Source organism: Kitasatospora sp. NBC_01266 (assembly GCF_036242395.1).
GTDB lineage: Bacteria > Actinomycetota > Actinomycetes > Streptomycetales > Streptomycetaceae > Kitasatospora.
Genome location: NZ_CP108458.1, coordinates 6,552,788 through 6,576,527, shown reverse-complemented (window position 1 = coordinate 6,576,527; position 23,740 = coordinate 6,552,788). Strand labels below are relative to the sequence as shown.

General features: G+C 71.8%; 17 protein-coding genes and 1 pseudogene. 9 read left to right on the top strand and 9 right to left on the bottom strand.

What is annotated here, in order from left to right; genetic code table 11:
* Window positions 1-46: 46 nt before the first annotated feature.
* Window positions 47-1,492 carry a glyceraldehyde-3-phosphate dehydrogenase gene (locus OG403_RS28380; RefSeq protein WP_329569209.1) on the bottom strand — a complete coding sequence of 482 codons (1,446 nt, stop codon included), beginning with the start codon at window positions 1,490-1,492 and terminating at the stop codon, window positions 47-49.
* A gap of 285 nt (window positions 1,493-1,777) precedes the next feature.
* Here OG403_RS28380 and OG403_RS28375 point away from each other — a divergent pair, with 285 nt between their 5' ends.
* Window positions 1,778-2,761, top strand: a complete 984-nt coding sequence (locus OG403_RS28375; RefSeq protein ID WP_329569207.1) for a phospholipase D-like domain-containing protein — start codon at window positions 1,778-1,780, stop codon at window positions 2,759-2,761.
* Between the two features lie 466 nt (window positions 2,762-3,227).
* A complete protein-coding gene (locus OG403_RS28370) occupies window positions 3,228-5,534 on the top strand; it encodes a glycosyltransferase family 39 protein (RefSeq protein WP_329569205.1) in 2,307 nt (768 codons plus the stop codon).
* Window positions 5,535-5,678: 144 nt separating this feature from the next.
* Here the strand turns inward: OG403_RS28370 and hemC (OG403_RS28365) are convergent, their stop codons facing one another.
* Window positions 5,679-6,617: a hydroxymethylbilane synthase gene (gene hemC / locus OG403_RS28365; protein ID WP_329572619.1), complete on the bottom strand. Its 939-nt coding sequence runs from the start codon at window positions 6,615-6,617 to the stop codon at window positions 5,679-5,681.
* 99 nt (window positions 6,618-6,716) lie between these two features.
* On the opposite strand from hemC (OG403_RS28365), the gene hemC (OG403_RS28360) reads away from it, so the two are divergent.
* Window positions 6,717-7,643: a hydroxymethylbilane synthase gene (gene hemC, locus OG403_RS28360; protein WP_329569203.1), complete on the top strand. Its 927-nt coding sequence runs from the start codon at window positions 6,717-6,719 to the stop codon at window positions 7,641-7,643.
* A 163-nt stretch (window positions 7,644-7,806) separates the two neighbouring features.
* On the opposite strand, the gene OG403_RS28355 is transcribed toward hemC (OG403_RS28360), so the two are convergent.
* Together OG403_RS28355 and OG403_RS28350 are read right to left on the bottom strand one after the other, a co-directional pair.
* A complete protein-coding gene (locus OG403_RS28355; protein WP_442911037.1) occupies window positions 7,807-8,961 on the bottom strand; it encodes an IS701 family transposase in 1,155 nt (384 codons plus the stop codon).
* A gap of 65 nt (window positions 8,962-9,026) precedes the next feature.
* A pseudogene (locus tag OG403_RS28350) lies at window positions 9,027-9,479 on the bottom strand (hypothetical protein); the annotation flags it as partial.
* A gap of 119 nt (window positions 9,480-9,598) precedes the next feature.
* Between OG403_RS28350 and OG403_RS28345 the strand changes: the two are divergent.
* Both OG403_RS28345 and OG403_RS28340 read left to right on the top strand, forming a co-directional pair.
* Window positions 9,599-10,378: a hypothetical protein gene (locus tag OG403_RS28345; protein ID WP_329569201.1), complete on the top strand. Its 780-nt coding sequence runs from the start codon at window positions 9,599-9,601 to the stop codon at window positions 10,376-10,378.
* Window positions 10,379-10,500: 122 nt separating this feature from the next.
* The gene (locus OG403_RS28340) at window positions 10,501-11,055 is read left to right on the top strand and encodes a GNAT family N-acetyltransferase (RefSeq protein WP_329572616.1); all 555 of its coding nucleotides are present in this window, start codon (window positions 10,501-10,503) and stop codon (window positions 11,053-11,055) included.
* A gap of 63 nt (window positions 11,056-11,118) precedes the next feature.
* Here OG403_RS28340 and OG403_RS28335 read toward each other — a convergent pair whose 3' ends face one another.
* Window positions 11,119-11,598 carry a BP74-related protein gene (locus OG403_RS28335; protein WP_329569199.1) on the bottom strand — a complete coding sequence of 160 codons (480 nt, stop codon included), beginning with the start codon at window positions 11,596-11,598 and terminating at the stop codon, window positions 11,119-11,121.
* Window positions 11,599-11,829: 231 nt separating this feature from the next.
* Here OG403_RS28335 and OG403_RS28330 point away from each other — a divergent pair, with 231 nt between their 5' ends.
* On the top strand, window positions 11,830-12,528 hold the full coding sequence (locus OG403_RS28330) for a mechanosensitive ion channel family protein (RefSeq protein ID WP_329569197.1): 699 nt from the start codon (window positions 11,830-11,832) through the stop codon (window positions 12,526-12,528).
* Between the two features lie 10 nt (window positions 12,529-12,538).
* On the opposite strand, the gene OG403_RS28325 is transcribed toward OG403_RS28330, so the two are convergent.
* The 4 genes from OG403_RS28325 to OG403_RS28310 form a co-directional block, all read right to left on the bottom strand.
* Window positions 12,539-13,405, bottom strand: a complete 867-nt coding sequence (locus tag OG403_RS28325) for a hypothetical protein (RefSeq protein ID WP_329569195.1) — start codon at window positions 13,403-13,405, stop codon at window positions 12,539-12,541.
* Window positions 13,402-15,327 carry a GMC family oxidoreductase gene (locus tag OG403_RS28320; RefSeq protein WP_329569193.1) on the bottom strand — a complete coding sequence of 642 codons (1,926 nt, stop codon included), beginning with the start codon at window positions 15,325-15,327 and terminating at the stop codon, window positions 13,402-13,404. Before OG403_RS28320 ends, OG403_RS28325 begins: the two co-directional genes overlap by 4 nt.
* The gene (locus tag OG403_RS28315; RefSeq protein WP_329569191.1) at window positions 15,324-15,773 is read right to left on the bottom strand and encodes a hypothetical protein; all 450 of its coding nucleotides are present in this window, start codon (window positions 15,771-15,773) and stop codon (window positions 15,324-15,326) included. Before OG403_RS28315 ends, OG403_RS28320 begins: the two co-directional genes overlap by 4 nt.
* A gap of 96 nt (window positions 15,774-15,869) precedes the next feature.
* On the bottom strand, window positions 15,870-19,829 hold the full coding sequence (locus OG403_RS28310; protein WP_329569189.1) for a Pls/PosA family non-ribosomal peptide synthetase: 3,960 nt from the start codon (window positions 19,827-19,829) through the stop codon (window positions 15,870-15,872).
* Window positions 19,830-20,117: 288 nt separating this feature from the next.
* Here OG403_RS28310 and OG403_RS28305 point away from each other — a divergent pair, with 288 nt between their 5' ends.
* The 3 genes from OG403_RS28305 (at window position 20,118) to OG403_RS28295 (ending at window position 23,739) form a co-directional block, all read left to right on the top strand.
* On the top strand, window positions 20,118-21,032 hold the full coding sequence (locus OG403_RS28305) for a hypothetical protein (protein ID WP_329569188.1): 915 nt from the start codon (window positions 20,118-20,120) through the stop codon (window positions 21,030-21,032).
* 217 nt (window positions 21,033-21,249) lie between these two features.
* Window positions 21,250-21,789 carry a universal stress protein gene (locus OG403_RS28300; protein WP_329569186.1) on the top strand — a complete coding sequence of 180 codons (540 nt, stop codon included), beginning with the start codon at window positions 21,250-21,252 and terminating at the stop codon, window positions 21,787-21,789.
* Window positions 21,790-22,002: 213 nt separating this feature from the next.
* Window positions 22,003-23,739 carry an ABC transporter permease gene (locus tag OG403_RS28295; protein WP_329569184.1) on the top strand — a complete coding sequence of 579 codons (1,737 nt, stop codon included), beginning with the start codon at window positions 22,003-22,005 and terminating at the stop codon, window positions 23,737-23,739.
* Window position 23,740: the final 1 nt, after the last annotated feature.

The following is a 23,740-nucleotide window of genomic DNA, read 5'->3' as shown; positions in this document are numbered from 1 at the left end:
CGGGTGCGGGCGGCGGGATGCGGGATCAGACCGGCGTTCGCCGGGGTCAGACCGCCGGGACCGGGTAGGTCGGGTACTCCACGCCGGAGACGTGCTGGACGACCCGGACGACCTGGCAGGAGTAGCCGAACTCGTTGTCGTACCACAGGTAGAGGATCGCGTTGTCGCCATCGACCTTGGTGGCACCGGCATCGACGATCGAGGCGTGGCGCGAACCGATGAAGTCGCTGGAGACCGCGTCGGGAGCGCTGATGAAGTCGATCTGGCGCTTGAGCGGCGAGGCCAGCGAGACGTTGCGGAGGTAGTCGAGGACCTCCGCGCGGTTGGTCTCGCGCGCCAGCTGCAGGTTGAGGATCGCGATCGAGACGTCCGGCACCGGGACGCGGATCGAGCTGCCGGTGATCGGCGCCTTCAGCTCGGGCAGCGCCTTGGCGACGGCCGAGGCGGCACCGGTCTCGGTGATCACCATGTTGAGCGGTGCCGAACGACCACGGCGGTCGGAGCTGTGGTAGTTGTCCAGCAGGTTCTGGTCATTGGTGAACGAGTGGACGGTCTCCACGTGGCCGCGCAGCACGCCGTACTCGTCGGCCATCGCCTTCAGCGGCGGGACGATCGCGTTGGTGGTGCAGGAGGCGCAGGAGATGATCTGCTCGTCCGGCTTGATCGTGTCGTGGTTGACGCCGTGCACGATGTTGGGGACGTCGCCCTTGCCCGGCGCGGTCAGCACCACCTTGTCGACCCCGGGGCGCAGGTGCTTGGAGAGGCCCTCGCGGTCCCGCCACCGGCCGGTGTTGTCGATGAGGATGGCGTTGTTGATCCCGTACTCCGTGTAGTCGACCGTCGTCGGGTCGTCGGAGTAGATCACGGTGATCTCGTGACCGTTGGCGATGATCTTGTTGCGCGCCTCGTCCACGGTGATCGTGCCCTGGAACTGGCCGTGGATGGAGTCGCGCCGCAGCAGCGAGGCGCGCTTGACCAGGTCCTCACCGCCACTGTTGCGCACGACGATGGCCCGCAGCCGCAGACCGTTGCCCGAGCCGGCCTTCTCGATCAGCAGGCGGGCGAGCAGGCGGCCGATCCGGCCGAACCCGTACAGGACGACATCACGCGGCTCGCGGCGGGCCAGCTTGTTGGCGCCCGTGGCACCGGCGACGGCCTCGGCGGTGAACTCCGCCACCGACAGACCGCGGTCGTCGGTCTTGTAGGTCGCGGCGAGCATGCCGATGTCGATCTGGGAAGGGCCCAGGTCGAGCGTGGTGAGGGCCTGCAGGAACGGAAGAGTCTCGGTGACCGAGAGCTCCTCGCCGGCGATCTGGCGGGCGAACCGGTGAGTCTTGAGGATGCTGATCACCGACTTGTTCACCAGGGAGCGGCTGTGCAGCAGGACGGTGACGTCCCGCTCCCGGTGCAGCCTCCCGATGATCGGGATCATCGACTCCGCGATCTCCTCGCGGTTCTTCCAGTTCGTGAACACGTCTTCATTGACAGTCACAAGTTCATCTTTCGAGCTAGGAGCGATGCTCTCATATTAGCTATCGGCCCTGGTGGCCATGCGGGCGGACCGGCCTGAGCGCCGCGAGAGGTTGCTCACTGTCGCCCCGACCGCTCCCGCCGCCCGCGCTCCGCTGCCCGGCTTGCCTGAATGGTCAGGAAACCGCTCCTAAGTACATGACAAGTTAACCCGCCGGCACCTTCCGCGGGGTCTACGCGCGTGGTGTTCTGCTCTGCAGAGAGCAGCAAGTCACTTGTTGTGTAGACAACTTGTAGGGAGAGAAGCATGTTCGGCAAGTCCATGCGGCGCACGGCCATCACCGTCACAGCGTGTGCGGCGGCCCTCGCCGCCGGTGTGCCGGCCCACGCCACCAGCACGTACTCGGCGTTCGCCTTCTCGCTCAGCAGCAGCGAGCCCACGATCTACAACTTCATCAACTCGGCGACCAAGACGCTCGACATGACCATGTACGAGCTCCAGGACACCACCGCGGTGAACGACCTGATCGCCCGCGAGCACGCGGGTGTCACGGTGCGCGTGATCCTGGACCGCAAGGAGACCTCGACCAACAACGCGGCGTACAACACCCTCACCAAGGCCGGCGTGGGTGTGGTCTGGTCGTCCTCCCAGTTCGTCTACACGCACCAGAAGACCATCACGGTCGACGGCAGCGAGTCGCTCGTCCTGAGCGGCAACCTGACCTCGAAGTACTACTCGACCAGCCGGGACTACGGGGTCTTCGACAACGACGCCAACGACGTCAACTCCATCGAGCAGGTCTTCGACGCCGACTACACCGGCCAGTCGATCACCCCGAGTGACGGCGACAACCTGCTCTGGTCCCCCACCGACGCGCGCACCCGACTGCTCTCCATCATCAACGGCGCCACCACCACGCTGGACGTCGAGGAGGAGGAGCTCAGCGACCCGGCCGTGGTCGACGCGATCGCCAACCAGGCGCAGAACGGCGTGACCGTGCGCGTGGTGGTCGAGAACCCGTCCTCGTACTCCTCGGAGATCTCCGAGATCGAGAACGCCGGCGGCACCGTGGTCGGCTACTCCTCCTCGACCGGCTTCTACGTCCACGCCAAGGCGATCGTGGCCGACTACGGCCTGTCGACCGCCGCGGTCGAGGTCGGTTCGATGAACATGACCACCAACTCGCTCGACAACAACCGCGAGCTGGGGATCATCCTCACCGACACCGGCGTGGAGTCGGTCGTCGAGAACGCGTTCAACAGCGACTACGCGGGCGGCGCCTCCGTCTGACCCGACGGCCCGTCATCGCCACCGGAGTCCGAGAGCAGGGCACACGCCAGGGCCATCCCCCGGCGCGTGCCCTGCTCCGCGTCGTCTGCGAGCCGTTGACTCATCCGCCGCGACGGGACGCCCGGCGGGCTGGCGAATCATCGACGCATCGACGCGTCGAGGTCGGCGACGGCGCGCGGAACCGCCGACGCGCCCGCAACACTTCCCTCCGGGCGGCGGACGGGCAGCAGCGGACATCAACCGGGCTGCGGCCGGGTAGGGCTGTGCCTGGCACCGAAGGTCTCCCAGGAACTTCTCATCTGTTTAACCTGTTTGACGGAACGTCAGGTCGGATGATGGTGTCAGGTGCAGGACAGCTACTGGGATCCGTCGGTGGGCGGGGTCGGCGCACGGCGGGGGACCGAACACCGAGGGGCCAGTCGCCGCTCAGCTCGGTCGATACTCCCGTCCAGCAGGAGGTTCCGCCTTGTCCGCGACCGTCGTCGGTCATCCCCCCAATTCCGAGCTGACTCCCGGGCACGGCTCCGGGAGCACCCGCCGGCCCTGGGAGTTCTGGCGCTCCCCCGCCGACCAACCCGCCTGGGCCAGACCCGCCCTGCTGGTGACCGCGGCCGTGGCCGCCGTCCTCTACGCCTGGCAGCTGACCTACGCCGACTACGCGCTCTTCTACTCCGACTCCGTGAAGAGCATGTCGGTGAGCTGGAAGGCGCTGCTCTTCGGGGCGCTGGACCCCGGGGCCACCATCACGCCCGACAAGATCGCCGGCTCGTTCGTCCCGCAGGCCCTGTCCGCGCGCCTGTTCGGCTTCCACGCCTGGTCGGTGGCGCTGCCCCAGTGCATCGAGGGCGTGATCTGCGTCCTGGTGATGTACCGGATGGTGCGCCGCTGGGCCGGCCCCAGGGCCGGGCTCGCCGCGGCCGGGGCGCTCACCTTCACGCCCGTGGTCGCCTCGATGTTCGGGCACTCGATGGAGGACGGCGGGCTGGTCTTCTGCCTGGTGCTGGCGGCCGACTGCTACCAGCGCGCGGTGCTGGACGCGCGGCTGCGGTCCCTGGTCTTCGCGGGGGTGTGGGTCGGCGTCGGGTTCCAGGCCAAGATGCTGCAGGCCTGGATGATCCTGCCGGCCCTGGCCCTCGGGTATCTGGTGGCGGCACCCGTCGGGCTGCGTCGGCGGCTGGGTCACCTGCTGCTCGCGGGCACGGTCTGCGTGGCGGTGTCGCTCTCCTGGGTGCTGATGATGACGGTCGTACCGGCCAAGGACCGGCCCTACGTGGACGGCAGCACCAACAACAGCGCGGTCTCGATGGTCTTCGGCTACAACGGACTGGAGCGGTTCGGCATCCACGTGCCCGGGTCGGTGCCCGCCATGGGCTTCGGCGGCGGGGGCGGGGGCGGCAAGGGCGGCGCACCGGGCAGGGGCTTCGGGGGCGGGGCACGAGGCGCGGACGCGGGCTTCGGGGGCGGCGCGCCGGGGGCAGCAGGCGCAGTGCCCTCGGCTCCCGGTGGCGCCGCCCCTGGTGGCGCCGCTCCCGGTGGCGGCTTCGCCCGGCCAGGCGGTGCTCCGGGCGGCGGGGGCGGCGGCTTCCCGGGGATGAACGGCGGCTGGCTGAAGCTGTTCCAGGACAGGTTCGGCCCGCAGGTCGGCTGGCTCTACCCGTTCGCCTTCCTCGGCCTGGCGTTCGGCCTCTGGTCGCGCCGCCGCGCGGGCCGCACCGACCGGCTGCTGGGCGGGTTCGTGATGTGGGGCACCTGGCTGACCGTGGTCGGCCTGGTGTTCAGCAAGATGAGCTCGATCCCGCACACCGCCTACATGTCGACCCTGGCACCCGCCGTGGCCGCCCTGGCCGGCACCGGCGGCGTACTGCTCTGGGACGCCTACCGCAAGGGTGGCCGGGCCGCCTGGCTGCTGCCGGTCGCCGTCGCGGCCGAGACCGCCTGGGCCTGGTACCTCGGCCACTTCACCCCCGGCTTCCTGCCCTGGCTGAAGTGGCTGATGCTGGCCGCCGCGGCCCTCGGGGTCGCCGGCATGCTGTGGGGCCGGCTCAGCAATCGCGCGCCCTCCCGCCTGCTGCTGATCGGCCTGGCCGCCGGCCTGGCCGGAGCCGTCGTCACCCCGGTGGCCTGGTCCGCCTCGGTACTCGACCAGAAGTACGCGGGCAGTTCGTTCGACGCCGGCGCCGGACCCGCCGCAGGCCTGGGCTCGATGATCACGAAGCTCTTCAGCCAGGCCGGGCCGGGCGGAGGGCCGGGGCGAGCGAGCGGCGCTGACCGGACGCGGCCCGGCGGCATCCGCCCCCCGGCCGGCTTCGGTGGGCCCGGCGGCAACATCAGCACCACGCTCTCGGCCGACCAGCGCAAGCTGTACGACTACGTCAAGACCCGGCAGGACAGCGCGAAGTACGTCCTGGCCGTGGACAACTGGACCTCGGCCTCGCCCTACATCCTGGCCACCGGCGACACCGTCATGCCGATGGGCGGGTTCAGTGGCTCGGTGCCCCAGCCGTCCCTGAGCCACTTCCGCTCCCTGGTGCAGAACGGCCAACTGCACTTCGTCCTGCTGCAGAGCGGCGGCGGCCTCGGCGTGCTCTTCGGCGGAGGCGGCAGCACACCGGTCAGCCAGATCGGCGACTGGGTGAAGCAGAGCTGCACCGAGGTCCCCGCCTCGGCCTTCGGCGTGAGCCAGCCGCCCGCCGCCGCAGACCCGACGGGCATGGGCGCCATCTTCGGCGACCCGGACGGCACGGGGGGCACCCTCTACAGCTGCTCGCAGTAACCCGCGTTCCGGCCGCCGGCAACCCCGGCGGCCGGAGCGGCGCCGAGCGCGGGTCAGCGCCCCAGGGCAGGACCCTGATGAAGCGGCCGGAAGCCCACGCCCGGACAGGTTCCGGGGGCGGGCGGGGCACTGACGCGAGGTAGGTCAGTGCTCGATGGAGTCGATCAGGTCGCGAGCACCATCACGGATCAAGGTGGCGGCAACTCCCCTGCCGAGGGCCTCCGGGCTGAGCCGACCTGCCGACTGCCGGGCCTCCAGCACTGTGGCGCCGTCCGGCGAGAAGACCATCGCACGAAGGCCGAGGTGCCCGTCTTCGAAAGACCGGGCGAACCCTGCGATCGGACTGTTGCAGTGCCCGCGCAGGACGTTCAGCAAAGCCCGCTCCGCGGTGATCTCCCGCGTCGTCGCACGGTCGCCGAGCGGGGCGAGGAGAGCGATCAGGTCGGTGTCTTCCTCGCGGCACTGCAGGCCGAGCACGGCGGCCCCCAGCGGCGGGCACATCTGCTCGACGGTCAGGATCTCGCTGATCCGGTGCTGTTCGCCGATTCGCTCCAACCCGGAAGCGGCCAGCACCAGGGCATCGACCTCCCCGGCGTCGAGGGCTGCCAGCCGCAGGTTCGCCGTCCCGCGGATCGGCACCAGCTCCAGGTGGGGGTGGCTGCGGGTGAGCTGGGCGACGCGCCGCACCGCCGAGGTGGCGACCCGGGTGCCGGGCGGCAGCTGGTCGAGGGTGCGGCCGCCAGGGTGGATCAGGGCGTCGCGGATGTCCGCGCGGGCCGGGTAGGCGGCAAAGACGGTGCCTGGGGTGACCAGCGGGTCGCCGGTCACGTCCTTCATGCAGTGCACAGCGAGGTCGCAAACCCCCGTCTGCAGGGCGTCCTCGATACAGCCGGTGAAGGCGCGCCTGTCGTGGAGCTCGGCCTGCTCGCCGGGCTCGCGGTCGCCGGCCGCGACGAACGGCACCAACTCGGTGGCCACGCCAGGATGGAGGGCGGCCAGGTCGGCGCGGACCCGGGCGACCTGAGCGAGCGACATGGCCGAGGCGCGGGCGCCGATGCGGATGGTGCGGTGGGTGGACGGCATTCGATCTCCTTTCGCGATTCCGACAAACCGTCGGAAAAAGGTCGAGCCATGTTCGAGTAGCATGCGGTCAACATCTGCTCAGATGCTTGGAGTTGGGGAATGCGGACGCTGATTGTCGGATCGCGGGCAAGTCACCTGGCGCGAGCGCAGGTCAGGGAGTTCCTGGCGCCACTGCGGGAGCGTTTTCCCGACGTCGAGTTCCGCCACCAGGTGATCCTTGAAGGCGGTGACCGGGACCGGAAGACGGCCCTTTCGCAGGTGTCGGCCCGCTCGGGCGGCAGCGCGTTCTCCACCGAGCAGGAAGCCGCGCTGGTGCGGGGCGAGGTGGACGTGGTCGTCCACTCGCTGAAGGATCTGCCGACCAGCAACCCGTCGGGGCTGGTCCTGCTGCCTCCGCCCGGCCGTGAGGACGTGCGGGACGCGCTGTGCGGCTCGACGCTGGCGGGCCTGCCGCAGGCCGGCCGGGTCGGCACCTCGGCGGCCCGCCGGATCGCGCAGTTGCTGCACGTCCGCCCGGACCTGGTGTTCGTGCCGATCCGCGGCAACGTGCCACCGAGGCTGAACAAGCTCAAGACGATGAACCTGGACGGCGTCGTTCTGGCGGCGGCCGGGCTGGCGCGGCTCGACCTGGACGATGCGATCGGCGAACTGCTGCCGCTCGACCAGTTCCCGCCGTCGCCCGGCCAGGGGGCGCTGGGGATTCAGATCCGCGAGGACAACGAGCCGGCCCGCGAGATCCTGGCCACGGCCGGGGACGCTGTGGTGGATGCGGAGGTGCGGGCCGAGCGGGCGATGCTCGCCGAGCTGCACGGTGGGTGCTCGGTGCCGGTCGGCGCCTACGCGAAGGCCAGCGACGAAACGCTGTCGCTGCACGCGCAGGTCACCTCCCTGGACGGGACGAAGCAGGTTGAGGCCCGCCTCTCCGGCCCCGTCTCGGAGCCGGAGAAGCTGGGCCTTCAGGTGGCCGGCCTTCTCCTGGGCCAGGGCGCCGAGGCGATCCTGGCCCAGATCCGCCCGGCCGCTTAGTACTGCAACCGCATCTGGGGAGTGTGGCCTCGGCGTTTGTAGTGGGATCGGCGTGCTCGGGCTTGGCTGCGTCGTCGGAAGCGTGACCAGTGCAGATGGTGTTCGTTGGTCTGGTGGCGGGGTTTGACGAGGTGGCCCATCAGTCGGCGGATCTCCGGGACGCTCAGGGGTATGAGGTCTTGCTCGTCGTCTGCGGTGCCCCTTTTGTGGCTTCCTGGGCGCGTAGGGCGGTCAGGTAGGCGAGTGCGGCCATGGACAGGGTGATGTGGCGGTACCAGGCGCGGTAGAGCCGGACCTGGTAGTGGTCCAGGCCGCACTCGTTCTTCGCGATCTGAAACGACTCCTCCACGGCCCACCTGGCCGCGGCCACCTTGACCAGGTCTTTCAGGCGGGTGTCGACGGGGCCGTAGCAGACGTAGTGGGCGATCTCGGTGGGGTCGCTCACCGACCTGCGGGCCAGGACCCAGTGCCCGAAGCCGTTCTCCCATACGGGGCGGATCGCGACGCGGGCCCAGTCGTATATCCGTTCGCCGTGTGCGCCCTGCCCGCCGGAAAGGCGTTTCCATGCCTGGCGGGGCAGGGCGGCGATCAGGGAGTCCACGCGGATATCGGCCCAACTGGTGGTGATGACGGTGTCGTTGACCTTGGTGGCCAGCACGTGGGCGACGCCTCGTTCCTCCAGCCAGGAGCGCAGGTGTTTCACCTGCCCGTACGCCTCGTCGGCGGTCACCCATGCGAACGGGACCCCGGCGTCGATCGCGCGCTGCAGCATCCACTTGAGGTGCTCGTTCTTGGTCGCGAACGGGATCTCGTCGTCGATGCCGGCAGCTCGGCAGCGCTCGCGGTCATCTGTCCAGGAGACGGGAAGGTAGAGTTCCCGGTCGATCAGCGCACGGCCCTTGGTCGAGGCGTAGGCCAGGAACGTTCCGATCTGGCTGTTCTCTGTCCGGCCGGCGGTGCCGGTGTACTGGCGTTGGACGCCGGCGGACTTGGTGCCCTTCTTCAGGAAGCCGGTGTCGTCTCCGATCAGGATGCCGTCCCTGGTGCCGATGGTCTCCACCACGTAGTCGCGCACGTCGTCGCGGACCGCGTCCTCGTCCCACTCGGAGTGGTTGAGCAGGCGCTGGACCGAGTCCGGGCGCAGCTGCCCGACCTGCTCGGACAGCGTCCAGCCGTTTTTCCGCTCCAGCGGGGCCAGTAGCCCCCTCAGGTAGTCCAGCGCCCGCTCGCGGGGCTCCGACCTGCCGAAATGGTGGGCGAACCGGGCATGGAACCCGGCTATGCCATCGGACCACGACTCGACCTGCTCAACCGTCAGCTCTTCAGCACACAGTCACTTCAACGAGCCAAAACCATGATCGTCACGCAAGTGCAGTTGCAGTATTAGCCGGTCAGCAGCCGGGCGAGGTCGCCGGCGGCGTAGGTGATGATCCAGTCGGCGCCGGAGCGTTTGAGCATCGTGAACAGCTCCAGCAGCGGCCGGAAGTCCCGTCGCCCGGTGGCCAGGTCGAGCGGGGCAAGGCGCGTGTACTCGCCGGAGACGGAGAACGGCATCAGCGGCGCCGACGTCTTCCGCTTGAGGGTGGTGAGCACGTCCACCGAGAACATCCCCGGCTCCAGCAGCAGCATGTCCGCCCCCTCGCCGACGAAGGCCAGGCCGGTGCCCACTGCGGTCTCCGGCTGGCGCGGGCTGATCTGGAACGGCCGGTGGGCCCCGGAAGCGGGGGTGGCCCGCATCGTGGCCCGGTAGCCCTCGTACAGAGCAGAGTCGAAGATCAAGTGCGGCATGGTCGCCACGTCCCGGTGGCCGTGGCCGTCCAGGGCGTGGCGCACACAGGCGGTGGCGCCCCGGCCTGTCCGGCTCCGACGCCGGCGATCTCGCCTACCTCGACGGGGCGTTCGAGCGCCACCGCGGCGGCTACAACGGCCGGGCGCCGGAGGTCGTGCTGACTCAGATGCGTCAGGACCTCGATCTTCTACAGGACGTCCTCAGCCGTTCACACCCTGCCGACAGCCGAGTCGACTTAGCCCGAACAGCCGCCGGAATCACTGGACTGGTCGCGATCATCCAGCACGACCGGGGCGATCAGCGCGACTCCCACGGCTGGTTCGCCACCGCCGAGAAAGCCGCCCGCGAGTCCGGCGACCGGCACATGCTGGCCTGGGTCCTGGCCCGGCACGCGATGGTCCCGCTCAACTACGGCGCCCCGAATGCCGCTGCGAGCCTGGCCAGCAGCGCCCGCCGCGAGGCAGGCCGAAACCCCACGGCGGCCGCTGCCCTGGCCGCCGCCGTCACCGCACGGGCCCTGGCCTCGACCGGCGACCACCAAGGGGCCCTTCGCGCGGTCGCCGATGCCCGCAACATCGCCGAACGCCTCAACACCGTGCAGGCCGCCGACACCTGGTTCGGCTACCCGCTGCAGAAGCACCACGTCCACCTGTCGCAGGCGTTCACGTTGATGGGCCGCACCCGTGAGGCGAACGCCGAACAGGAAGCGGCCCTCGCCCTCACCAGGTCGCCGTCCGTGATGACCCGTGCCCTGCTGACCATGGACGCCGCGACCTGTCTGAGCAAGGACGGCGACCCAGCCGCCGCAGCCGACATGGCAGTCGGGGTCTGGGAGCAGCTGCCTGCGGCGTACCGGGACGGGCTGGTCCGGTCCCGGGCTGAGGCCCTGCACCGAACCCTCGCCGGCCCGGCTCACGCACGGCTCGGGGAGGCTCTCGCCAGCTGAGCCTGAACCACCGAATCGGCCTACTGTGGACGGCACACCGGTCGCCGAACCGACCTCCACTCTCGCCTACACGCCCGTCCTCACCCTCGAAGCCCGCCATCACCGCCAGCCCTGAGCCGATCATCTGGGTCCGCGACACCACCTGCGGCCTCGGCCCCTACCGCGCCGACCTGGTGGAGACGTACTGGCGCTGGGAACAGGACCCGGTGCTCCTGGTCGGCTACGGCCGCCAGCAGCCCGAGTCACTGGAGGCCCGCACCGAGGGCATGGCCCACCAGCTGCACGGCGACAACATCCGCTTCACCGTCTACGACCTCACCGGCGAACAGCCGGTCCCGGCCGGCGTCGCCACCCTGCTGCCCGATCCCTCCGTCCGCACCGCCGAGTACGTCGTGATGCTCGCCGCCGAGGCCCGGGGCAAGGGCCTTGGCACCGCCGCCACCCGCCTCGTCCTCGACTACGCCTTCCACGTGACCAATCTGCGGATGGTCTGGCTCAAGGTCCTTGCCCCGAACAGGGCGGGCGTCCGCGCCTACGAGAGAGCGGGCTTCCGACCCGCCGGAACGCTCCGCGAGGCCGGGTACTGGCTCGGCCGGGTCTGCGATGAGCTGATGATGGACGCGCTCGCCGCCGAGTTCGTCAGCCCGTCCGCCATCACGCCGCTACTGGCGGAGTAGGCCCGTACGGACAAAGGCGTCCGTTCCGGCCGCCGGAGCTCCCGGCGGCCGGAACGGAACGTGTCAGCGCGCCTGGTCCTGCGGCGCGGTGACCTCGCGGGTCAGCTTCGAGTGCCACGGGCACCAGGTCGAGTTGGGCAGCAGCGCGCCGCCCACCTCGTCGAGGTGGTCGTTCACGTAGCGGATGCTCGAGTCGCAGACCTCGGTGGCCATACCGAAGAACTTCACCGAGTTCGGGTCGAGCTGGAAGTTCCAGGGCTGGTTGTACGGGGCGGGGGTCTTGACGACCGTGCCCATGACGCCGGTGTCCGCCGTGTCCACGCCGCTCAGCATGTCGCGGGCCTGCTGGATCCTGGCGGGGTCGGTCAGTTCGAAGACGAAGGTGTCCGTGCCGTCGGCGAACTCGAAGTAGGCCGGCGCCACCGCGTCCGCGGGGCGCGCGCCCGCGCCGGTGCGCTGCGCCGCCTGGGCGGGCTGGGCCAGCGCCAGGGCGATGACCGAGACCGCCGCGAGGCTGCCGACCTTGGTGAGGGTGCGTCGCATGGGAAACCTCCAGTGCCTGTCGGGCCGCGTCCACGGCCCGGGTGCAACGACCGTAAGCACGAAGGAAATGGGATGGTCATCCTTGTGCCAAGATTGCACCAAAGGACTCCAAGTTCCCGGGAAACATTGCCTCATAGGGCCGTTGTCCAGTCGGCGACCCCGGCATGAAGTGACGTCTCGTCAGCCCCGCTCGACTCCACGGCAACGGCGGGAGCTTGGAAGAATGCAGCCATGGACGAGAACCGCACCGGCAGTCACCGCGTGCCCCACCTGGACCTTCGGCTGCCGCTGCGCGGGGTCATCCGGACCCGGCAGGCCGTCGTCACCACGACGCTGGCGATCAGCGGGCTCGTCGTCTCCACCTACTACGGCGGACTGCTCGGGGAGTCGGCCTCCCGGCACCGGCTCACCGACCGGGGCATCGCGGTGGCCAGCGCCGTCGTCTTCCTCGTCTTCGCCCTGGTCGCCGTCCGCGGCGCCACCCAGGACCTGCTCAAGCTGGTCCCCAACCGCTTCGGCGACACCCGGATCGTCGCCCTGCGGATGCTCTGCCTGCTCACCGGCTACGCCCTGGTCATCATCGGCACCCTGAGCCTGCTGGACGTCCCGTGGAGCAGGCTCATCCTCGGCGGCGCCCTGACCGGCGTCATCGTCGGCATCGCGGCCCAGCCGGTGCTCGGCAACATCTTCGCCGGTCTGGTGCTGCTGACCGCCCGCCCCTTCCAGCTCGGTCAGAGCATCAGCCTCCAGTCCGGCGCGCTCGGCGGCCGGATCCAGGGTGAGGTCAGCGACATGACCCTGCTCTTCGTCGAACTCGACACGCTCGACGGCCCCATGCTGCTGCCCAACAGCGCGGTGCTGAACGCCGCCGTCATTCCGCTCGCCCCAGGGACGAAGTTCCCGGAGAAGGGCCGAGACGTGGCGAACTGACCTCCCCGGGTCAGGCCTTGGACGGCAGGTAGTACGGGCGGTTGTGCGCGGCCACCGGCGCGGACTGGTAGGTCCAGACGGCGGCGGCCGGGCTCTCGCCGATCAGGTCGGCCAGGTGGCGCCCGACTCCGCTGGCGGGGTCGCTGACGGTGAGGCCGACCCGGTCGGCGGCGGTGCCGTCCAACGGGTGGTACTGGTAGGGCTGGTAGACGTTCATCGGGCCGGCCAGCAGGCCGTGGCGCGGATCGGTGCCGTAGCCGGTGATCGGGGTGTTGTTGACGAGCGAGGCTGCCAGGCCCGCCAGGTCGGCCCGGAACGAGAACAGGGTGTGGTCCTGCCGCTCGATGCCGCCGCGGTCTGCGGTGAAGGCGGCCCGCTTGCAGCTGATCGACCAGGTCCGGTCCTCGGCGGGGCCGTTGAGGGAGGGCATGGTGGTCTCGAACCAGCCGGGGTACTTGGGTTCGGCGTAGAGCTTGGTGCCGGCGTCGATGGCGAGCGGGTTGTCGCACAGGACGTGGATGCGGGCGATGCCCAGGAGTTTGGTCTGGTCGACGCCGCGCGCGTACTCCTGGTAGCCGATCGCGCCCAACCGCCCGGCGGCGCCGGTGGGGTGGGCGATGATGTTGACCTCGATCTCCTGGGTGATCCCGCCGCCGTTCGGGTACTGGGCGAAGTAGAGCTGGTAGTTGAGCGAGACGCAGGCCCGCCCGTCGAAGTCGGCGGCGGTCAGCTCGGGGTGGCGTTCGGCGAGGACCTCCCGCACCGGGGCCGGGTCGACCAGGTAGTCGATGCCGATGTTGTGCAGTGCGCCGTAGTGGAACGGCAGTTGGTACGGCGCGGGGACGGGCGGCAGGGGCAGCGGCTGGTCGTGGTTCACGGGGTCTCGGCTCCTTGGAGTGCGGGGTCGGCGACAGCGACACCCTGGGCAGCGACACCCTGGGCAGGGGCACCTTGGGCGGGGGCGCTGCGGTGGCGGGCGAGCAGGTCGCGGTGGATCGCCTCGGTGCTGCGCAGCGCGAGGGCGGCCATGGTCAGCGAGGGGTTGGAGGTGGCGACGGTGGGCATGCTGCCGCAGCCCACCGCGTAGAGGTTGGGGTGGTCCCAGCAGCGCTGCCACTGGTCGACCACGGAACCGGCGGGCGAGTCGCCCATGATGTGGGTGCCGGCGCCGTGCCCGGCGGCCCGGTAGGCGTAGCCGCGGCCCTGGTACTCGAAGTAGCCGGGCCAGGCCGGCCCGGGTTCGAAGCGGGTGTGGTCCTCGGCGCCGAGCAGCGCGAAGAGCTGGTCGGAGACGCTCCTCGCGGCGGCGATGCCGCGCTTGACGTAGTCGGAGAGGTCGTAGTGCAGCACCGGGCGCGGGTTGCCGAGCGCGTCGCGGTGGCGGGGGTCGATGGTGACCCGGTTGGCCGGGTCGGCGTCCTGCTCCATCTCGAACTGGAACGCGATCTCGCGGCCGATCCGGTCGCCGAGGGTGCGTCGCAGCTCCGGGCCGAACAGGCCGCGCCCGTCCGGGCCGCCGCCGCGCAGCAGTTCGGCGACCCGGCCGTCGGGCGGACCCAGGGCCCAGGTCCAGCCCCAGTTGCCGATCTCGACCCGGAACGGGGCGCGCCGGGCGCGGGCCGCGCCGAACCGGAAGCCTTCGAGGCCCGAGGTCGAGCCGGGGCCCCGGTAGGCGCCGATCTGCTGGGGCATCAGGCCCCAGGTGAGCAGCACCGGATGGTCCATCAGGTTGCGGCCGACCTGGTCGCTGCTGTTGGCGGCGCCGGAGGCGAGCAGGAGTTTGGCGTTCTCGATCGCGTGCGCGGCCAGCACCACCAGGTCGGCGTCGACCGTGTGGCTGGTGTGGGCGGTGCCGTCCTCGCGGTAGCTGCGGTACTCGACGCCGGTGGCCTGCCCGTTGCCGCCGATCCGCACCCGGGTGACGACGGCGCGGGTCACCAGGGTGACGGAGGGGCCCCAGCGGGCCTGGGTCTTCAGCGGCGTGTACTTGGCCTGGGCCGGGCAGATCGGCACGCAGCTGGCGTGGCCCTGGCACAGCTCCCCGCCGCCGCGCTGCCCGGGGGCCGGCGCGGGCCGGTAGCCGGCGCCGCCGTCGTAGCCGGGGTCGGGCCGGCCGTTGCGGGCGTGCGGCGTGGTGACCACCCGCAGCCGGGTCGGCGCCGCCTCGTCCGGGTCCCGGACGCACCGGCCGTCCAGGGCGGTCGCCATCACCTGGTCCAGGTAGCTGCGCGGGATCGCGTGCATCGGGAAGCGGTAGCCGTCGGGGAAGGGCAGGCCGACCGCCTCGCGCTGTTCCTCGGCGTCACCGGCCACCCCGATCTCGCGTTCCGCGGCGCGGTAGTACGGCTCCAGGTCGCCGTAGCCGATCGGCCAGTTGCGGCCGTGGCCGAAGTCGCCGGCGCGGAAGTCCTCGGGGTGCATCCGCGGTGCGAGGCCCGTCCAGGCCAGCCCGGTGCCGCCGTTGGCCCGCAGGTAGCCGCTGGCGTAGGGCAGCGGGCCGCGCTGCACGAAGTACCCGTCCGCGCGGAATCCGCCCTCGGCCAGGCCCGCCAGGTCGGTCACGTCGGGGGACGGCGCCGCTTCGCTGGTCCGGTAGGGCGAGTTGGGCACCTTGGCGGACGCGGTGCGGTGCGCCGCCAGCGCGTCCAGGTGCGCCTGCGCCGGATCGGGCGCGCCGTGGCCGGCCTCCAGCACCAGGATCCGCCAGCCGTGGTCCGCCAGTTGCTTGGCGACCAGCGATCCGGCGAACCCGGCGCCGACCACGATGACGTCCCAGCGGCGGCTGCCCGGACCGCTCATCGCGGCACCCCGGGGTCGGTCCGCGCCGCGCCGCCGGGCGGACCACCCGGCGGCGGGTCGCCCCAGCTGCCGAACCCCTGGGCCACCGCGCCCGGCGCGTGGCCGCCGAAGGCCCGCCAGACCAGGCCCTGTTCGTAGGCGCGCGAGGAGACCACGTGCGCCCCCTGGGCGGCCGGTAAGCCGGGCCAGGCGCCGAGGTACCAGAGGTGGGCGACGGCCCGCGCCAACTCCCGGACCGGTTCCTCGTCCAGGCGCGGCGGCCCCGACCCGTCCGCCGCCGCGACCAGCCGGGCCAACGGCTCCGCCCCCGCCCGCTCCAGCACCAGCGCCCGGTACTCGGCCGCCATCCCGGTCGCGCGCAACTCCTCGCCGCCGAAGCCGGTCAGCACCGCGGACATCGCGATGAACTGGTCGTCGGTCACCCGGACCCCCCGGTTGCTCGTCATGATCATGGCATCGATGCCGCTGTGATCATTCCTCGAAGTCCGGGCAGTTATGCACCGCCACCCGAATCGGCCGGGTCCAGGCAGGCGCGACCGTCCTCAGGACCCGACGCGGGCAGCGCTTCGCCCGGCGCGGTGGCGGGCCCGGCCGTGCGGGCGGGCCGGCCGGTCGCCGGCCGGGGTCTCGGCGGGCCAGGCGGCGACCGGGTTGCCCAGCCAGCGGGTGCCGGCGGGCAGTTCCTCGCCGCGCATCACCAGCGAGGCCGCCCCCACCGAGGCGCCCGGGCCGACCACCGAGCCGGGCAGCGCGATGGAGTGCGGGCCCAGGGTGCCACCGGCACCGACCCGCACGGTGTCCAGCCGCATCACGCGGTCGTGGAAGAGGTGGGTCTGCACCACGCAGCCGCGGTTGACGCTCACCCCGTCCGCGAGGTCGACCAGGTCGGTCTCCGGCAGCCAGTGGGTCTCGCACCACACGCCGCGCCCGATCCGGGCACCGAGGCTGCGCAACCAGAGGTTGAGGAACGGGGTGCCGATCAGCGACTGGCCGAGCCAGGGCATCGCGAGTTGCTCGACGAAGGTGTCGTACAGCTCGTTGCGCCACACGAAGCTCGACCAGAGCGGGTGTTCGGCCGTCCGGAAGCGGCCGACCAGCGTCCACTTCGCCACCGTGGTGGTCAGGCAGGCGACGATGCCGGCGCCGATCAGGACCAGCCCGCCGAACGCCGCCGCGGTCGCCAGGCCGTCGTCGTCCAGGGCGAGTTGCAGCATGCCGAAGACCAGGTCGCCGAGGAGTGCGGCGCAGACCACCGGCAGGAACCGGCAGAGCTCGACGGCGGCCCGGGCCAGCACCAGCCGGCGCAGCGGGTCGTAGGTGCGGCTCGGGTCGCCGCTCTGCGCCACCCGGGGCAGCGCGATACCGGGCCGGCCCAGCCACGAGGAGCCCGGCTCGGCGTGCGGCGGAGCGTCCGCGAGCACTCCGACCAGCGCGTTGTCCGGCAGGTCGCGGCCGGGGCCGACGATGCCGGAGTTGCCGAGGAAGGCCCGCCGCCCGACCCGCGAGGGCCCGATCCGCAGCCAGCCCCCGCGCGCCTCGAACGGCGCCACCAGGGTGTCGTCGGCGAGGAAGGCGCCGTCGCCGACCCGCATCATGCTGGGCAGCGCGACCACGGTGGAGGCCTCCACCCGGCGGCCGATCCGGGCCCCGAGCAGCCGCAGCCACACCGGCGTGAACAGGCTGGCGTAGAACGGGAAGAGCGAGCCGCGCGCGGTCTCCATCAGCCGGGTGACGACCCAGACGCACAGGCCCACCCGGCCGTACACCAGGTGGTGGCCGGGGCGGATCGGCCAACTGAACAGCCGGACCAGCAGGATCAGCAGGACCGCGTAGCAGCTCATCGAGAGCGCCACCAGCAGCGGTGTGGTGAGCAGCAGTCGGTCCAGCGCCGAGCCCAGCGTGCGGTCGTGGTCGAGCAGCCCGTAGACCACCGCGAGCGAGGGCAGCGCGGCGAGCAGCGGCAGCAGGCCCAGGCCGTTCAGCGCCACGCCGTAGGCCAGTTGCCACCAGCGGGAGTGCTGCCGCACGGGCAGCGGCCAGTCGGCTCCGGCGGCTTCGGCCCCGGCCATCGGGCGGGCCGGCGAGCCGTGCCACCGCTGCCGGTCCGGAACCTCGCCCAGCACGCAGGCACCGGGCGCGACCTCCGCCCCGGCGCCGACCCGGGCGCCGGGCATCAGGGTGGCCCGGGTGCCGACCCGGGCCCCGGCGCCAACCTCGACGGCACCCACGTGCAGCACGTCGCCGTCCAGCCACCAGCCCGCGACATCCACCCCGGACTCCACTGAGCAGCCGGTCCCGAACCGGGCCAGGCCGGTCACCGGCGGCAGGGTGTGCAGGTCGACGCTGCTGCCGACCCGGCAGCCCAGCGCCCGCGCGTAGTAACCGGCCCACGGCGTGCCCGTCAGCCCCGCGAGGTTGAACGCCCCCACCACCCGTTCGGCCACCCAGATCCGCAGGTGGACCGAGCCGCCCCGGGGGTAACTGCCGGGCCGGACGCCCGCGGTGAGCACCCGGGACGCCGTGACGCCGATCACCAGCCGGCCCACGGCGCTGGACAGCAGCAGCCAGCCGGCGCCGAGCAGCCACCACGGGGTGTACGGGGTCCACGGCAGCACCGGGCCGGCCAGGCCGGTCAGGTCGTCGAGCACGGCCAGCCCGAGCAGCCAGCGCAGCCCGGTGACGGCGTACAGCACGACCAGGACGAGCAGTTGGAGCACCCCGGCCCGGCGCGGCGTGGGCCGCACCAGGCGCTGCTCACTGGGCGGCCCGCCCAACTCGTCCAGCCGGCGGGCCATCGCGCCCAGGCCCGGATGCGCGTACACGTCGGCGACCGAGATCGCCGGGTAGTGGGTGCGCAGCAGCGTGACCAGCTTGGCCGCGACCAGGCTGGTGCCGCCCAGCGCGAAGAAGTCGCTGTCGGCACCGGCCGGTTGGCCGAGCAGGGCCTGCCACTGGTCGGCCAGCCAGCCGGCGGTGCCGGTGGGCCGGGGGCCGGCGCTCTGCTCGGGTCCGGCGGTGGCCAGCGGCCAGGGCAGGGCTGCCCGGTCGACCTTGCCGGAGGTCTTGGTGGGCAGCTCGTCCACCAGTCCCAGCACCGGCACCAGCGACTGCGGCAGCCGCTCCAGCAGCCGGGTGCGGGCGGCGGCGGTGTCGAACTCCTGCCCCGGGTGGTCCAGGACCAGGTAGCCGACCAGCAGTTGGCCACCGGCGGGGGTGTCCCGGACGGCCGCGGCGGCGGCCCGCACCCCAGGCAGCGCCTGCAGGGCGGCGTCCACCTCGCCGAGTTCGATCCGCCGGCCCGCCAGCTTCACCTGCTCGTCGGCGCGCCCGACGAAGATCAGGCCCTCGGGCTCGAGCCGGACCAGGTCGCCGCTGCGGTAGACCCGGGGGCTGCGCAGGTGCGGGCTGCTGGTGAACTTCTCGGCGTCCTTGGCCGGATCCAGGTAGCGGGCGGTGCCGACGCCGCCGATCAGCAGCTCACCGGTCTCGTACCAGTCGACCGGCCGGCCCTCGCGGTCGACGACGGCGAGCTCCCAGCCGTCCAGCGGCAGGCCGATCCGCACCGGCTGCCCGGGGGTGAGCAGCGCGGCGCAGGCCACCACCGTGGCCTCGGTGGGGCCGTAGGTGTTCCAGAACTCGCGGTGCGGGCCGGCCAGTCGCTCGACCAGCTCGGGCGGGCAGGCCTCGCCGCCGACGATCAGCAGCCGGACCCGCGCCAGGCACTCGGCCGGCCAGAGCGCGGCCAGCGTGGGGACGGTGGAGACCACGGTGATCCCGCGCTCGACCAGCCAGGGGCCCAGGTCGGTGCCGGCCCGCACCAGCGAGCGCGGGGCGGGGACCAGGCAGGCGGCGTTCCGCCAGGCCAGCCACATCTCCTCGCAGGAGGCGTCGAAGGCCACCGAGAGGCCGGCCAGCACCCGGTCGCCCGGACCCAGCGGTCGGTCCTGAAGGAAGAGCCTGGCCTCGGCGTCCACGAAGGCGGCGGCCGAACGGTGGCTGACCGCCACGCCCTTGGGGCGGCCGGTGGTGCCCGAGGTGAAGATGACCCAGGCCTCGTCCTGCGGCGTCGGAGCGTGCGGGCGCCCGCCGGGGTGGCCGGTCAGGCTCGGCGTGACGGCGCAGCCCGCGCCGATCACGGCGCAGACCCCGGCGTCGACCCAGATCATCTCGGCCCGCTCGTCCGGGTCGTCGGCGTCCACCGGCACATAGGCCGCACCCACCCGCAGTACGCCCAGGATCGCCAGGTAGAGATCGGCGGTGCCGGACGGGACGCGCACGCCCACCCGGTCACCGGTGCCTATGCCCAACGCCGCCAGGCGACCGGCCAGTGTGTCCACCTCGCGGACCAGCGTGCGGTAGTCCAGCACGACCGAGCCGGTGTCCAGGGCCGGCGCGTCCGGGAAGGCCCCGGCGGAGGCGCCGAGAACGTCGATCAGGGTGCGGGCCGGTGCGGCGGCTGCCACCGGCCACCCACCCAGGCCAGGCATGACTCCGCTGAGCATGGGTCCTTGTCTCCCTGCAGTGCCGTGTGCATTCGTCGCGGCGCAGGCTAGGAAGACTTCTTGTGGGATTCTTGTGACTCTGTGCACTCGCTCACAGCCGCCCGCACTGCCCCCGGGCTGCGGACTTGCCCGAAGGGGCAGCCAGATCTGCCCCGGCGGCGCCTCCTTGACGCACGCGGATGGGCCCACCCCCTGCCCTTTCCTCTGCCCTCACGCCCCTCGTCATCGTTCGTCCGGGCACCAACTCTTGAGCTGACGTCCAGCCATCTCCAGGGAGATTCCCGGCCCATGCGCGCCCACCACGAACACCCGGACCACGCCCGCCCGGGCGACCGGCGCAGCGCCCCGCGCTCCCCTACGCCGACTGCGGCGACTGCGGCGACTGCGGCCACCGGCCTGCTGGCCCTCCAGCGCGCCATCGGCAACGCCGCCGTCACCGCCGCGCTCACCCGCGACCGGCCCGCCCGCAGCCAGCCCGCCCGCGGCGTCTCCGTCCAGCGCGCGCTGCGACCCGCGGACGAACGGCTGGAGACCTACCTCAAGGCCATGGCGGACGACGGCGAACGCACCGCCACCAAGGCGAAGAGGTCACCGGCGCTCAGCGCGTTCGGGCGGGCCATTCCCGAGCAGCTGGTCGACCTGGAGGAGCAGAGCGCCAACTACAAAGTCGACTCCGAGGATCCGCAGGGCAAGCCGCCGGTGTCCGGCGGACGCTTCGAGAACCTCTACGGCCGCGACGAGCAGGGCTCACTGGCGGTCATGATGGAGAACTACCGCAACTCCGGGGAGGAGTACACGGCGAGCGAGGCCTTCATCCACCAGTGGTCCCGGGCCGTGGCGATGTTCAACGCGAAGGACTTCAAGACGGCGATGCTCAAGGTCCCGACGAAGGTCGAGGACGTGCCGGACCGGCTCCCGGACAGCATCTTCCGGCAGAACATCTCCGGCCCCGAAGCCAAGAAGGCGCTCGGCGAGCTGGTGCCCGAAGGAGCCGACAGCGTGGCTTTCGCGGCGAACGACGAGACGTACGGCAAGGTTCTCGCCACCGTCAACGGCAAGTCCACGAAGAACATCGTCACCACCTTCAACGAGATCAAGAAGCTTCCCGACGACAGGAAGTTCCGGATCGCGGGAGGCGCCATCAAGCGGGACCCGCAGGGCAACTTCCAGTTGCGGTTCGACGTCACCGACCGTTCGCCGTGACTCCTCGGCCCGACTCCGCCACCCCCGAACCCGCCACCCCGACTCCGCCACCCCCGAACCCGCCACCCCGACTCCGCCACCCCGAAACCGCCCGCCGCCCGCCGCCCGCCGGTGCCGCAAACACCGCCCGGTCCGTCAGAAGCGTGTCAACACGCGCTCCAGCGCGCCGCATATCGGGTAAGGCTGTGGGCAGTCGGACGAACGAGAACGGGCGGGCATGCACCAGGGCGAATCGGACGCGTCGCGACAGCACCGGATCGTGGTCGGGGTGAGCGGCTCGCTGGGCAGCATCGCGGCCCTGCACCACGCGGTGGCCCAGGCGCGGCGGACCGGCGCCGAGGTGCTGGCCGTGCTCGCCTGGGATCCGCTGGGCGCCGAGTACGCCTACCGCCGCCCGCCCCGCCCGCCGCTGCTCGCGGCCAGGCGCGAGGAGGCGGTGGCCCGGCTGCGCGAGGCGGTCGCCGGGGCGCTGGGCGCGGGTGTGCCGGGCGTGCGGCTGCACGGCCAGGTCTCGCGCGGCCGCGCCGGTGAGGTGCTGGTGCACGCGGCGGGGCGCGCCGACGACCTCCTGGTGGTCGGCGCCGGCTCCGGCGGCCCGCTGCGCCGGGCCCTGCGGCGCTCGGCGACCCGGCACTGCGTCAGGCACGCCGGCTGCCCGGTGCTCGTGGTGCCGAAGCCCGAACTCCAGCGCGAGTGGGAGGCCTTCGGGCGCCACCGCGCCTGGCAGCTGCCGACCGAACCGGCGCCGACCCACTGAACGAGCGCCCGGAGGCGGCGTGGTGCGTGCCACTTTCCCGTACAGAAGGCGTTAAAAGCCCTGCTGGAGACGGATAGCACGGGCGTTCCCCGTCCGCTCACCAGTATGGCTTCGGTGGCATCGGCGCCGTGATGATCAACCCCCTGCCGTAGTCGGCTCGTCGGCGTGGTCACCTCGCCCGCGTCGCTACGGCCTGTCTGCGGAGGCGTGGCAGTGGCAGCAGAGGACCGGGTGCCCACCCGCGGCGTCCTACGGCGACCTGGGCTGCGGCCGGTCGACATCATGGTGGCGCTCGCGCTCGTCGGCCTGCTGTACGGACTGCTGCGGCTCGCCCCCTCGCTGGGCGCGCCGTTCCTGCCCCGCACCGCCCCGGCGCAGGTCTCCACCGACCCGGCGAACCTGCCGTTCTACGCCGTGCGTTCGCTGCTGCGGATGTTCGCGGCGCTGATCGCCTCGGTGCTGTTCACCTTCGTGTACTCCAGCGCCGCCGCCCGGCTGCGGCGTGCGGAGAAGGTGCTGCTGCCGATCCTGGACATCCTCCAGTCGGTCCCGGTGCTGGCGTTCCTGTCCATCACCGTCACCGCGTTCATCGCCCTGTTCCCCGGCTCCGAGCTGGGGCTGGAGTGCGCCTCGGTGTTCGCCATCTTCACCGCGATGGCGTGGAACATGACCTTCGCCTTCTACTATTCCCTGGTCAGCCAGCCCCGGGACCTGGACGAGGCCTCCCGGATCATGCGCCTGACGAAGTGGCAGCGGTTCTGGAAGATCGACGTGCCCAGCGGCATGATCCCGCTGGTCTGGAACGGCATGATGAGCTTCGGCGGCGCCTGGTTCTTCCTGGCCGCCTCCGAGAGCATCAGCGTGCTGAACCAGCAGTACGCGCTGCCGGGCATCGGCTCCTACGCCGCGGCCGCGGCGGCCAAGGGCGACCTGGGCGAGATCGGCATCGCCACCGCCGTCATGGTGGCGATGGTGGTCGGCGTCAACTTCCTCTTCTGGCGGCCGATGACGGCGTGGGCCGAGCGGTTCCGGGTCGAGGAGTCCGAGTCCGCCGAGAAGCCCCGCAGCCTGGTCCTCAACACCCTGCGCCGCTCCGCGATACCCGGGCTGCTGGCCGGTGCGCTGCGCCCGCTCGGGCGCGCCCTGGACAGCGCGACCCGTCCCTTCGGCCTGGCCGAGCACCCGCTGGAGCGGCCGGTGCTGCGCCGGCGGGCCGGGGACGTGGTGTTCACCCTGGTCGTCGGCGCCGCCGTGCTGTACGGCGGCTGGCAGTCCTTCGACTACCTCCGGTCCACCGTCGGCTTCGGCGAGTTCGGCCACGCCTTCGAACAGGGCGCCGCCACCTTCGGGCGGGTCCTGCTGCTGCTCTGCCTCGCCACCGTGGTCTGGGTGCCGATCGGCGTGTGGATCGGCATGAACCCGAGGATCACCCGCTACGCCCAGCCGGTCGTCCAGGTGCTGGCCAGCTTCCCGGCGAACTTCCTGTTCCCGTTCGCGATCGCCGCCTTCGTCGCCCTCGGGATCACGCTCAACTGGGGCAGCATCCTGCTGATGGCGCTCGGCGCCCAGTGGTACATCCTGTTCAACGTCATAGCCGGCGCCTCGGCGGTCCCCAGTGACCTGCGCGAGGCCATGGCGAACCTCGGCGTCCGGGGCTGGCTGCGCTGGCGGACGTTCATCCTCCCCGCGATCTTCCCGTACTACGTCACCGGCGGGATCACCGCCGCGGGCGGGGCCTGGAACGCCTCCATCGTCGCCGAGGTGGTCGACTACGGGCACCAGCACCTGACCGCCTTCGGCCTGGGCTCCTACATCGCCCAGGCGACCCGGGTCGGCGACCATCCGAAGATCCTGATCGGCGTCATCGTCATGATCGTCTATGTGGTCACCCTCAACCGGCTCGTCTGGCGCCGCCTCTACCGCATCGCCCAGACCCGTTACGCCCTCTGAA